The organism is Bacteroidia bacterium, from assembly GCA_041391665.1.
GTDB lineage: Bacteria > Bacteroidota > Bacteroidia > J057 > J057 > JAGQVA01.
In genome coordinates this window covers 302,351-315,744 of sequence record JAWKNO010000001.1, presented here as the reverse complement: position 1 = coordinate 315,744, position 13,394 = coordinate 302,351, and the positions used below count along the sequence as shown (strand labels likewise).

The following is a 13,394-nucleotide window of genomic DNA, read 5'->3' as shown; positions in this document are numbered from 1 at the left end:
GGAGAGGAACGATTAAATAAAAGCGTCAAACTGACGAAGTTCGCGGAGGTCGGCGCGATTGATGACCCGGATATCAGGGATATTGTACTTCATCATCACGAGTCGCGATATACCCAGACCAAAGGCGAAGCCGGTGTACTGATCGGGATCCACTTTGCTCATTTCCAATACACGGCGGTGAACCATCCCACAAGGTACAAGCTCTATCCAGCCAGAATAACCACAAGTCTGGCAGCCACCACCACCGCAGATAATACAGCGTATATCGAGTTCAAATCCCGGCTCCACAAAAGGGAAAAATCCCGGACGGAGGCGAACGGTAATATCCTTTTTAAAAACTTCTCCGAGGAAGGTTTTGAGAACATAGATCAGGTTGGAGACGCTGATGCCTTTGTCCACCATCAGCCCTTCCACCTGGTGGAAGGTGTTTTCGTGAGAAGCATCAAGGGCTTCGTTGCGGAAAGTACGGCCAGGAGCAATAACGCGGATAGGCACACCGTAATTTTCCATGGCTCTTACCTGACAGGAAGAAGTATGGGTGCGGAGGAGCCAACCGTTTTCAAGCCAGAAAGTATCCTGCATATCCCGCGCAGGGTGTTCAGCAGGTATGTTGAGAGCCTCAAAGTTGTAGTAATCCATTTCCATTTCAGGACCACTGGCAACACTGAATCCCAGACCTTTAAATATTTCAATGATTTCCTGTTCGACGACCGTCAGTGGATGTACGGTTCCCTTTTCCAGGGTCTGCATCGGGATCATAAGATCCATTTGCGGGAAACTTTCAGCCTCTTTGCGAAGGGTCTCATTGATGAGCAGAGCCTCGCGGGTACGGAGGAGTTCGGTGAAATCATCCTTAATGGTATTGACCAGCTGGCCATAATCTTTTCTGGCCTGTGGGGGAATATCTTTGATTTTGCCCATCAGGTCTTTGATCCAACCATTTCGTCCGAGAACTGAGACATGAATATCCCGGAGTTGTTTTTCTTCAATCGCCGCTGAAATCTGCGATTTGAAGTTTTCTATGCGTTCCTTAATCTCGTCTGACAACATGCGCGGTAAAAATTTTGTGCAAATATAAAACAAAAAAACGCCCCACATAAACATGTGAGGCGTAACCCCTAAAATCTAACTACTAAACACCAGCCAAGATTGGCTTTCTTTAATATTGAATCCGCTTTTTGCGGTCATTATTGACTCATTGACGCAGGAGATTGATATTTATTTCTGTAAGCCACAAACAAATTTCTGCGGTTTCTTCTGCTTCGAAAAGAACATCTTCGGCCTCACTGATCATTTGCTCCTGAATATAGATAGCCATCGCATTTTGCTCCATCTTGCGGTCATAGGCATCGAGTTGCATATCGAGCAACACAATCTCCTCTCTGATTGCATCTGATTCTTCCATTTCCAGATCATAATCCTCATCCGCATCTCCGGTAAAAAGCAAATCTTTTTCGTTGGTCAAATCCACCAGCCGGAACACCATCTCCGCTCTGATCTCCCGCAAATGGTCATTGTCTTCTTCCAGTGCGGCATTACTACTGTCCAGTTTTGCAGCCAGGTGTTGATACTGACTAAGGCTGGCCAATGTCTCCTCCCGCAAAGTTGTAAGACTCTGATTTTCCAACAGAATATCATCTTTGGTCCGGCGAAGGTCAGGCCTATTTATTTCCAATAATCTCCAAAGAACCATCTCATCCAGCTCTGCGGTGAGAAAATCTCCCGGTGAATCTTCTACATCAGTTACTGCGAATGATTTACCATTTCCGGCATCAGGTTGTGCAAAAAATCGGGGAATAGATACGAAGACGGAAAAAAACAAGAGACAAGACAAGACTTTCATACTAAATAACCTTTGTTGTATCTGTCATGAGCAAAACATTATAAACATAAATTATCCATCTGGAATAATCTACCCAATATCGTAATTTATATTACATGAACAAAAAGCAACAATTCTGCATTCCTGTTTGGCCTGCAGTTATATAAGACGGGTAAATGGAAATGGGATGACCTTATCTTCCGAAAAGAGAGCGGAAAAAGCCTTTCTTTTTACCTGAGTTGAAGTTTCCGGTCATAATTATTTCCATCGCTTTCCAGAGATGTCCGGAAGCTTCATGCCAGGGTTTTCCTGAGGATTTTTCCATTGCCAGTATCAGAGGCTCTGCATATTCGGCGCTGACGTTGTTGTAGAAAAATAATTTCAGGAAAATATATTGCATGGAAAAGGTTGCGCCGATATGGTCTCCGCTCTCACGCTCTTTTTTGGCGGCTGCGTATGACTCTTCAAAATTGGTGCGGATATTCTCTAATGTACTGCGGTATTTGGAGGGGATAAAGCTCTGTACTTTGTACATATCCGAATCAAAATCGGCCTTATTATACGCTTGAAGTTTGCGCAAAAATTCTTTTCCGCGATTGACCCGGTCAGTGACCGAAGCATTGCTTTGCAGAAAAGCCATTGTTTTTTCTATTTCATTGCGATACAGTCCTTGCGGCTGCGCATAATACTCAATCTTGGCCAGGGTAATGTTGAGCACATCCCAGCAAAAGCCGAAGTTTCGCTTATTTTCAAAATACTCGATAAAAGTCTGCGCCTCTTTAATATACTCCTGAATTTTATTCCACGACGTATTGATTTCATCTTGCGAATACCTCTCAATAACTGGCTCCTGAATCCATTTTGCACCAAACTTCCGGATAAATTCATCATCATAAGAATCTGCATAAGTGCAGATTTCCCGAAAAACCTCATACATTTTATAAGGTTCAGCCAGTTCGAGCGGGCACTGATAAGAAAATACCAACTGATCATCCTGAAGAACTATCCTGGCCAGATTTAAAGGAGAAAAATTGATTTGTGCTACCTGGCGAAGGAGTGGAATCTTATTGGCCCCGGCAGTACTGAGAAATGGCGCACGAACCTTTAACAAATTGTCATCAAGCTCCAGATACACCATTGCGGAACCGTGAGGAATAACAAACCGGGTTTTATCAGCATTGCCGGTTTTTGCCGCCAGGTTAGGATTTACATAGTGAATGATTCCCACTATCGCATCTTTGTATTGGCCTTTTTCATACAAATTAAGCACTGTGTCCCAGTATCCGGGATCAACACTGCTTTCACGGTTGCCGCGAGGAGAGCGGTCAAAGGACATTGCCAGATTCATAGTTTGGTATTAGGACTATAAATATGGCGTTTTTCTATAAAAGGGTAAGCATGATTGTGATTATTTCAGCCGGAAAATGCGTTCACTCCCGACTACAATTCCTTTTCTAAGAAATAAGTAACGTTTTTTTTACCCACCCTTTCAGGTGTTTTTTTCGTTTATTTGTAGGTACAACTGAAAATAAACCTCATGAATAAGCGATTACTGTCCGTAATTCTGCCACTCATATTGGGCCTTCCTTTTTTTTCATTTTCCCAAAATTATGCAACCGAGTCTGTACTCAGCAAGGGTACATGGTATAAAATCGGGGTCACTGAAGATGGTATTTACAAACTGGATTTCAACTATCTTTCTCAGCACGGCATCAATCCTTCGGGAATAGATCCGCGCAAAATCCAGATTTTCGGCAATGGCGGCAGCATTTTGCCGCAGGCCAACAGCGCTTTTCGCTACGACGATCTCGTAGAGAACCCCATCTTCGTCGCAGGCGAAGATGATGGAGTATTTCAAAGTACCGATTATATCCAGTTTTACGGTGAATCTGCCCATACCTGGAATTATAAAGAAGATGTGCAGCGTTTTGTGCACAACTTTCACCTATATGCAGACACCAATTTCTATTTCCTCCATATCGGAGATGCCAATGGAAAAAGGATAGAGAATATTCCTTCTGCTGCCAACGCTACTTTTCAGGTGCCGACTACCCGGAATGTTCATTTCCACGAAAAAGACAGTGAAAACCCGCTCCGCTCCGGTCGCTTTTGGCTGGGAGAGAAGTTTGACCTTCTGCTGGATCGCACTTTCGGGTTTTATATTCCAGACGCAGCCCCAACGGGTACCATCCGGGTTACGGTAGATCTCGCCGCCCGCTCTGATGTGGGTACCAGCTTTCAGGTCTTCGCAGGAAACACTTTACTGGGTACGGTCGGCTTGTCTTCAACCAATGTCACCAACTCAGAAGTAAGATACTACCACTCCAAAGCCCAGACATTCTCCGTAAACCCCAATTTAGTCGGAACGGATGATTCGCTCGATATACGCCTGGTATTCAATAAATCGGGATCAAACCGCTCGGAAGGATGGCTCGACTGGATTGAAGTGGACTACGACCAGGCACCAGATGCTGGCGGAAGAAGTCAGTGGGCATTCAGCGTGGCAGACCAGACGGGCCCAGGCCAGGTTGCTGCAATTTCGATTGCCAATGGTAACAGCAACTATAAAATCTGGGATATAACCGAACCCGCAGCCGCTATCGGCCATGCATACTCCATAAACGGCAATACACTTGCCTTTTCAGTAAATGCAGATTCCGCCAAGCGATTTATTGCCTTCACGGATGCCGGATTAAGCCCGGTCTCAATCAAAACCATTCCCAACCAGAATCTCCACGGACTCCCGCTTGTTGACTATCTGATTATTTCCTACCCGGAATTTAAAGCAGAGGCGGAACGGTTGGCAGATTTTCATCGCAATCATTACAAACGCAGTGTTGCGGTTGTCACACCCCAGGAAATTTACAACGAGTTTTCCAGCGGTAAACTGGACGTATCTGCAATCAGGGACTTTATCCGTATGTTTTATGTGAAATCGGGAGAACTTTCACCCGGATTTGTGCTGCTATTTGGAGACGGAACCTACAACTACAAAAACATCAACCGACGGGAAGAGAGTGTGGTCAACTTTATTCCAACCTATCAGAGCCGCGATTCATGGGAACCTACCAACTCTTACACCAGCGATGATTTTTTCGGATTGCTGGATGATACCGATGGCTTTTGGGGAGAAGCATCGGGCGTTGATGGAGATATCAATTATCAGGTCAACCTGCTGGATGTAGCAGTAGGAAGGCTTCCGGTAGAAAATAAAGAACAGGCCAAAGCAATTGTAGATAAGATCATCCGATACGCAACCAATCCAGACGGAACAGGGCTTGGACAATGGCGCAGTAAAGTTGTACTTGTAGCCGATCACAAAGAAGGCGAAGGCAGCACCCATGTAAGCCAGGCAAATGCATATACAGGCCTGATCAATGCCGCCAATCCCTGCATCAATATTGACAAACTGTTTATGGACAATTATCAGTTGGTCAAAACTGCGGGAGTAACCCGCTTCCCAGACGGAAGAGCAGCCTTACTTGCAGCACTTGATCAGGGAAGTCTTATCCTCAATTATACAGGTCATGGCGGTGAATATGCCTGGTCCAATTCGCGTATTCTCGAAATACCCGATATCGAATCCATGCAAAACCGGGACAGGCTTCCGGTAATTGTAACTGCGACCTGTGAATTTGGAAGATTTGACGATTCAGAACTACGCTCCGGTGCAGAAGTTATGACGATGAATCCGGAAACGGGAGCGATTGCCCTCTTTACTACCGTTCGCCTTGTATATTCTTCTCCCAACGCTACCCTCAATCAGAATTTTTACAGGAACGTATTCGCCTTCGATAGCCTGAAAGGAAGAATGCCTACGCTGGGTGAGGTGATGATGCATACCAAAAACAGTACATTCACAAGGGGAAATCTCGCCAATATCAACTCACGAAATTTTACCCTCCTCGGTGATCCCGGGCTGATACTCAACTACCCGTCACTGAAGGCGAAAATTACTTCTATCAATGATTTGCCGGTACAGCCCGGAGTGAGAGATTCTTTACAGTCTCTGTCCAAAGTAAAAGTAAAAGGAATGGTTACGGACGAATATGGAAATTTCCAGAGCGATTTTAAGGGCGATATGGATGTAACCATTTTCGACAAACCCAGCCTTTTCACTACCCGCTTATCTCAATACTCATTTTACTGGCAGAAAAACCGGATTTTCAACGGACGGGCAACTGTAGCCGGAGGCGAATTTGAATTTGAATTTGTTGTGCCCATCGACATTTCCTATGAAGAAGGGCAGGGCAAAATCAGTGTATACTTTTTTAATGATTCTATAGACGGAACCGGTTGTTACGACAATATGTATATCGGAGGTACTGACCCTGATGCAGTTGCCGATGATGAAGGGCCTGAAATAGAATTATTTATCAACGACGAAAACTGGATACCCGGAGGTATTACCGACCAGAATCCCTATCTGTTTGCCAAAGTCAAAGACGAGTCAGGAATTAATACAGTCGGTATCGGCATTGGCCATGAAATCACCGCTGAGCTCGACAGCAATAGTGCCAATGTATTTATACTTAATGATTATTATACTGCCAAACCCAACAGCTATCAGGAAGGAACTGTGAAGTTTCAGCTCCGCGATCTGGAATTGGGGAGACATGATCTCACGATAAGAGTATGGGATGTGGCCAATAATTCTTCAGAAGCTTACACGTGGTTTATTGTCACAGACGATGCAGTCATGGCGCTGGAACAGATATTTAACTACCCGAATCCATTTAATGAAAGTACCGAATTTGTTATCGGGCACAATCAGGCGGGGAAAAACCTGCATGTCGAAGTAGACATCGTGAGTATGGCGGGACAGAAAGTAACCACGTTAACGGGAGATTTTACGGCGAACGGAAATGTTTACCGCGATTTAAATTGGGATGGAACCGCTGCAAACGGAGCAAAGCTGAGCAGTGGGATCTACATTTATCGGGTTATACTTACGGATACCGATACCGGAAAAACCGTCAGTGAATCCCGGAGACTGGTAGTATTGAGATAAAATGACAGCCATTTTTGAAGAAAAGGGTAAGAATCTCCTTTTCGAATGGCTTCTTTTTCTGCGGTTCGTACGTTGATAGTGAAATATCTGGATTTATGTTTGGGCAAATTTCCCGGGTATAAATCGGATATTTCCCGAAAAGAATTATATTTGCCTGACGCTAAAAGTAAGTTTTAGCTAATAATAGAGACTCGAAATACATTCGCTTTCTTTATATTTACATAAATTCCATTTAGAAAATTTATCCAGCCTATGAAGAGAATGCTACGTTAATTTGTACATCAAATCATTTTAGAACAAAGGTAGCAAAATATGAGGAAAGCAATTTTAACCGCTGCTTGTTTAAGTCTTGTCTTTATAGGCACTCAGAAGCTGTTTGCCCAGGGTGGCAGTACAGGACAACGAGGTACCAAAACCATTACTACTGCTGTACCATTTCTGATGGTTGCACCTGACTCCCGAAGTGCGGGTATCGGTGAAGCCGGAGTTGCTATAACAGACGACGCCAATGCTATGCACTGGAATCCTTCTGCTTTGGCCTTTCTTGACCATCGTATGGGTTTCAGTATGTCTTACTCTCCCTGGTTACGTGCGCTGGGAATTCCGGATATCAACCTTATGTATCTTTCCGGTTACTACAACACCGGGAACTCGGGGGTTATCGGAGCATCTCTCCGCTATTTTTCCCTGGGTGAAATTGACTTCACCGATGGTCTTGGTCAGCCGATCGGAAGCGACAAACCCAATGAGTTTGCCCTCGACGTAGGATATTCATTGAAAGTTACGCCTGTATTGTCTGCGGGTATTTCGATGCGCTATATCTATAGCCGTCTCGCTTCCAATGGAAATCTTGGTGGCGATGCCCGGCCCGTAAATACTGCCGCTGGTGATGTTTCCTTTCTGTATAAAAAGGATTTTAAAATCCGTGGAAATACAGATATCCCGGTTCAGTTTTCTTCCGGGTTGAATATCTCCAATATCGGACCGAAGGTATCTTACACCGCCAATACTTCTGACAGGGATTTTATTCCTGTAAACATGCGGATCGGCTACGCATTTAAGTTTTTTGTGGATGATTACAACAGCGTAACGTTCACCAACGACTTCAACAAGCTGCTTGTACCTTCCGAAGGAGGCCGCTCCGACCTGCCATTACTTCAGGGCATGTTTGGTAGCTTTAGCGACGCTCCCGGAGGTTTTGGGGAAGAAATTTCCGAGTTTAATACTTCCGTCGGATTTGAATACTGGTACCGCGAGATTTTTGCAGCCCGGATGGGTTTCTTCTATGAAGATCCACAGAAAGGCAACCGCAAATTTATCACCCTTGGAGCTGGTATCAAGTACAATGTTTTTGGCCTGAACTTCGCCTATCTGGCACCGCTTCAGCAAAATCATCCACTCCAGAATACATTGCGTTTTACGCTGACTTATAATTTTGATTCGGCCGGGACCGAATAATTGAACCATTCTGACATCACTAACCTAAAAGCAAAAGAGGACCTTATGGCCCTCTTTTTTTTTATATTTACTGCTCAAAGTAAAGAAACTTGAATTCAGAAAATCACTCCCCCACATCCCGGATTTTTGGCCTGATCGGCAAAAAACTGGGCCATAGTTTTTCAAAAAAATATTTCTCCGCAAAATTCGAACAGCTGGGAACAGATGACCGGTACGAGTTGTTTGAGCTGCCGGTCATTGATCTTTTTCCTGCTCTGACCGAACAATACCGAAGCCTTGGGTTGACTGGGCTGAATGTTACCATTCCCTATAAAACAGCGGTGATTCCTTACCTCAATTGGCTATCTCCCGAAGCTGCTGCGATTGGGGCAGTCAATACAATAAGGGTGGAAGAAAATGGGCTCAGTGGCCACAATTCGGATATCAGCGGATTTCGGCAGTCTCTGGAAAAATTTTTGGCTGGCAATAAACCCGAAAAAGCACTGGTACTCGGTACTGGCGGTGCAGCCAAAGCGGTAAAATATGTGTTGGAAGCCATGCTTTCTTCTGAAAATGTAACATTTGTTTCCCGCCAGCCCCAAAATACGGGAGAAATCTCTTATCAAGAACTTACACCAGAGTTAATTGGTTCCCACCGACTGATCGTCAATACAACCCCACTGGGGATGTACCCGGAAACAGGATTTGCGCCGGAAATTCCATACGAAGGGATGAGCGCCAACCATTTTGCCTGCGATCTTGTGTATAACCCGGAAGAGACATTGTTTATGAAAAAAGCAGCCAGCTTTGGCGCACATACCTGCAATGGTATGGATATGCTCATTCTCCAGGCGGAGAAATCATGGTCTATCTGGAATACAAAACCGGAAACCAGGGTTGATTGAGACCTGATTTCCGGATTTTTGGTGTTTATTTGCGTAAGCTGGACCGCTATTCTACAGTAACAGACTTGGCCAGATTCCGTGGCTGATCGACATTACATCCCCGCATGAGGGCAATATGATACGACAACAACTGAAGCGGAATCACAGATAACAACGGCAGTAATGCAGGATTTGCATAAGGAATTTCCAGAACAAACTCTGCGAGATCGCGAATATGCTCATCCCCTTCTGTAACAATGGCGATGACTCGTCCTTTGCGCGAGACTACCTGATCTATATTGGAAACGATTTTGTCGTAAGATTCATCCTGCGTTGCAATAAATAATACCGGCATATTCTCATCAATCAACGCAATGGGGCCGTGTTTCATTTCTGCTGCCGGATATCCTTCTGAGTGGATATAAGAAATTTCTTTCAGTTTTAAGGCACCTTCCAATGCTACGGGGAAATTGTAACCTCTTCCAAGGTACAGGAAGTTTGTGGCATCTTTAAATATCTCCGCGATTTGCATGACTTCCGGATTAGTTTCCAGAATATGGGCAACTTTTGCGGGAATGGTTACCAGTTCGTTGATTGCAGCCTGCGTTTTTGGCGTGCTGGTCCCCCTTAGTTGGGCGATAAAACCCGCCATCAGCGTGAGCACGGTAACCTGAGAGGTAAATGCTTTAGTAGAAGCCACACCGATTTCCGGGCCTGCATGAATATAGACACCTGCATCCGTAGCGCGAGCGATGCTGGATCCAACAACATTGACTACCCCCAGTACCATTGCCCCATTTGCCTTTGCAATTTCCACAGCGGCCAGTGTATCTGCGGTTTCTCCGCTCTGGCTGATCGCAATGACGACATCATCTTTGTTGATGATCGGATTTCTGTAGCGAAATTCGGAAGCATATTCAACCTCCACAGGTACGCGGGCAAATTCTTCAAAAAGATATTCGCCGACCAGACCTGCATGCCAGCTGGTACCACAGGCGACAAAAACAAATCGCTTCGCATTTCGCAAAGGCTCATGAACATCAACCAATCCACCCAGCCAGACGGTATTATCGACGGGGTTGATACGGCCACGAATACTTTCAGCGATTGAGTTGGGCTGCTCAAATATTTCCTTCAGCATAAAATGTGCATACCCACCTTTCTCCAGTGCAGCCAGTTCCATTTCTATTTTCTGGAGCAGCGGCGTGCGAATTTCATTTTCCGTAGTTTTGATGGTATGCGAATCTTTGGTCAGGATGGCCATCTCATTGTCGTTGAGATAAATCACATCTTCAGTATACCCCACGATTGGCGTAGCATCAGAAGCGATAATATACTCACCTACCCCGATACCGATGACAATGGGGCTACTTCTGCGTGCCACGATAAGTTGATCGGGGGTATCCTTACACATGACAATGATACCATAAGCTCCCACGACTTCATTGAGTGCAAGTCTTACAGCTTCTTCAACAGAAACCGGTTCGTTGTCATAAATAAATTCAATGAGTTGTACCAGTACTTCCGTATCCGTCTCGGAGACAAAAGTAATACCGTTGGCAATAAGCCGGTTTTTCAGGGTGCTGTAGTTTTCAATAATCCCGTTGTGGATTAGTGCAAAATTTCCAGAGGAAGAAACATGCGGGTGAGAGTTGATATCATTGGGCTCACCGTGAGTTGCCCAGCGAGTATGTCCAATACCCATTACACAGGAAGGAGCATCAGCACCTACATGGTTTTCCAATTCGGCAACTTTACCTTTTTTCTTAAATACATGAAGGTCGCCATTCATTAGAGCAACGCCGGAAGAATCATATCCCCGGTACTCTAGTCTTTTTAATCCTTTGATAAGGATTGGATAGGCTTGTTGATGGCCGATATAGCCTACAATTCCACACATAATAATTCGGGTTTGGTTTGAATGAGTTTTTTACAAATAACAATGACCTTGGGGAATCTTCAAGTGCGAAATTCATAAAAAAACAACACGGGGCTACGCGTAATTTTTTACGATGTAGCCCCGTGTAACAATAAAAAATAAACGATTATTTGGGCAGATTTGTATAAATCAGCCTGAGTACCGGCTTAAGAGAAGGGTTATCTGTCCCCCCGATAGCAGCCCGGTTAATTTGAAATGTGCGGTTGTTTGACACCAGAAACATTCCATAATTCTTACGGCTTCCCCCAACCACTTGTTGAACATAATTGGTGAGGGTGATGGTATACGTGCCGGTTGCTTCGTTGTACAAAGCCGGAGAAGATATATAAACCGGCTGCCCGTCGATGGTCTCTTCCTGGCCATTTTCATCAGCGAAAATCGTTTCTATTTGAAAAGGCGGCAGATATCGGCGTTGGCTACCCAGGTATTTTTGATCTACATTAAGTACCAGTTCGGCCTTACTGATTGCAGACTCTTCAATCTTGTCTATGTAAGGAAACTTGAGGAAAATTTTCATTTCAAGTCCACCCTGAATAAATTCATAGAAAGCAGAAGTATCTGGCTGGGAAAGGTAATCGGGCAATATACTTTCAGACTCATCGGTCCGCTTTATACTGTGGAATCTGGGAGTAGAACCTGTTATAAGGAAAGGCTCCTCTTTGGCTGTATAAAACGTAGAATCGGGATCTTTTTCCTGATAATACAACTTCATCTGGGAAGTATTACTGATAGCAAATAAAGAAAATATCGCACCTGGTTCTCTGGAAAAGTAATTCACAGGATCAGTGCCGATATAAATTCCTTTAAATAACAGATTGAAAAGATCACGGTCTGAGAGTGTATCGCTGGAAGCAAACAACAATTTCTTACCCAGTATATCATCCAGCCGGATACTGATCACTCCAAGGTCAGCATCGCTGTCATAGGAAAGTTTATAGCCTTTGGCGAGATCACGTGAAGCATCATATGCCAGGGTATCTGAAGAGTATATTTCCGTAGCGTCGGGAAAAGACTCAGTCAGCTCATAGATATGAAGCGTCTGGTTGGACTGAATTCTTCCGTAATAACCATCAATGTTGAGATACAGCACCAGCGAGTCAAAAATAAGATTTGCGGAATCACCAAAGTTGAGGCCGGAACGGGCCAGAAACTCCGTGTAGGTGGCAGCCGAGACCTTACCAAAAAACGGATCGATATAGTTACCAAATAACTGCCGGGCAGACCGATAGGTATTAGACACATCAGACCGTTGGGTCTCCATAACGATGGTCGTAGTATCTGAATATTTGAGGCTGATCAAATCGCCTTCGGGCAGGACATTTATGCCGGTGTTGTCAATAGGCCGGTCGCAGCCCGTAACAAAAAAAATGGCTGCCACTACTATAGCAGACAGCCACAACTGAATCGTATTTTTCAAATCGAACTTAATTGGAAATATCAGCATAGAGCTTGTCATACCCTTCAACGTAGGAGTCTCTGTCGCTAATGTCGAAGTATATTTGCTCTTCCTGAACCTGATCAATGTATTCTTCTATTTTTTCATGAACCTGGGGATGCCCTTTGGTAACTACATCCGACATTGCAATCCCTCCTTTGCATAGCCCAACGTAACTTGGACCGGTATAGTTGTCTATCTTCTCATCTGAGATACCGTCAACTCTGACCTTTTCAAGGTAGTTATTGGCAAGCTCGCAGTCAAACCCATTGTTGTACACTGTAAAGACAATTTTGGTGTTTTTAAACATCGGATCGTCTTTATAATTAGTCCTCAAATATAAGGGAATAAAAGAAGTCATCCAGTCATGACAGTGAATAATGTTGGGCGGCCATCCTAGTTTCTTTACCGTTTCAATTACACCCTTACAGAAAAATATCGACCGCTCGTCATTGTCCAGATGGAATTTATCACTGTGCGGATCAGTCAATACTGATTTGCGTTTGAAGTAATCTTCATTGTCGAGAAAATAGACCTGAAGTTTCGCGTTGGGAATCGAGGCAACCTTGATAGTAAGTGGTTTTTCTTCTCCGGCCACGCGAATATTAATACCGGATAACCTTACTACCTCGTGAAGTCTGTTTCTTCTTTCATTGATCACACCAAACTTTGGCATAAAAATCCGGATCTCATGCCCTTTTTCCTGTAGGCTTTGAGGAAGGAGTCGGATAAAGTCTGCTGCTGAAGTAAGTTTGAGAAAAGGATCAATTTCGGAAGTAACATAAAGAATTCTCATTTTCTTATCCATGTTAGTGCGTTGAACATGAGCAGCCAAAAAGCTAGGTTGCGGAAATCTGGTACAAAAA

9 protein-coding genes are annotated in these 13,394 nt (G+C 44.3%); 3 read left to right on the top strand and 6 right to left on the bottom strand.

Translation table 11 applies throughout. From position 1 onward, the window contains the following. Positions 1-12 precede the first annotated feature (12 nt). The 3 genes from pheS to R3D00_01305 form a co-directional block, all read right to left on the bottom strand. A complete protein-coding gene (gene pheS / locus R3D00_01315) occupies positions 13-1,050 on the bottom strand; it encodes a phenylalanine--tRNA ligase subunit alpha (GenBank protein MEZ4771788.1) in 1,038 nt (345 codons plus the stop codon). Between the two features lie 145 nt (positions 1,051-1,195). Then, the gene (locus R3D00_01310; GenBank protein MEZ4771787.1) at positions 1,196-1,843 is read right to left on the bottom strand and encodes a hypothetical protein; all 648 of its coding nucleotides are present in this window, start codon (positions 1,841-1,843) and stop codon (positions 1,196-1,198) included. A 172-nt stretch (positions 1,844-2,015) separates the two neighbouring features. After that, positions 2,016-3,170 carry a hypothetical protein gene (locus tag R3D00_01305; protein MEZ4771786.1) on the bottom strand — a complete coding sequence of 385 codons (1,155 nt, stop codon included), beginning with the start codon at positions 3,168-3,170 and terminating at the stop codon, positions 2,016-2,018. Positions 3,171-3,359: 189 nt separating this feature from the next. On the opposite strand from R3D00_01305, the gene porU reads away from it, so the two are divergent. The 3 genes from porU to R3D00_01290 all read left to right on the top strand — a co-directional run bounded on the left by porU (position 3,360) and on the right by R3D00_01290 (position 9,175). Next, positions 3,360-6,833 carry a type IX secretion system sortase PorU gene (porU, locus tag R3D00_01300; GenBank protein ID MEZ4771785.1) on the top strand — a complete coding sequence of 1,158 codons (3,474 nt, stop codon included), beginning with the start codon at positions 3,360-3,362 and terminating at the stop codon, positions 6,831-6,833. Between the two features lie 312 nt (positions 6,834-7,145). After that, positions 7,146-8,291, top strand: a complete 1,146-nt coding sequence (gene porV, locus R3D00_01295) for a type IX secretion system outer membrane channel protein PorV (protein ID MEZ4771784.1) — start codon at positions 7,146-7,148, stop codon at positions 8,289-8,291. An 89-nt stretch (positions 8,292-8,380) separates the two neighbouring features. Beyond that, complete coding sequence (locus tag R3D00_01290) at positions 8,381-9,175, top strand: shikimate dehydrogenase (protein MEZ4771783.1); 795 nt, start codon at positions 8,381-8,383, stop codon at positions 9,173-9,175. Positions 9,176-9,221: 46 nt separating this feature from the next. On the opposite strand, the gene glmS is transcribed toward R3D00_01290, so the two are convergent. The 3 genes from glmS to R3D00_01275 form a co-directional block, all read right to left on the bottom strand. Then, on the bottom strand, positions 9,222-11,054 hold the full coding sequence (glmS, locus tag R3D00_01285) for a glutamine--fructose-6-phosphate transaminase (isomerizing) (GenBank protein ID MEZ4771782.1): 1,833 nt from the start codon (positions 11,052-11,054) through the stop codon (positions 9,222-9,224). A 145-nt stretch (positions 11,055-11,199) separates the two neighbouring features. Then, complete coding sequence (locus R3D00_01280) at positions 11,200-12,510, bottom strand: DUF4270 family protein (GenBank protein MEZ4771781.1); 1,311 nt, start codon at positions 12,508-12,510, stop codon at positions 11,200-11,202. A 7-nt stretch (positions 12,511-12,517) separates the two neighbouring features. After that, a complete protein-coding gene (locus tag R3D00_01275) occupies positions 12,518-13,324 on the bottom strand; it encodes a glycogen/starch synthase (protein ID MEZ4771780.1) in 807 nt (268 codons plus the stop codon). Positions 13,325-13,394: the final 70 nt, after the last annotated feature.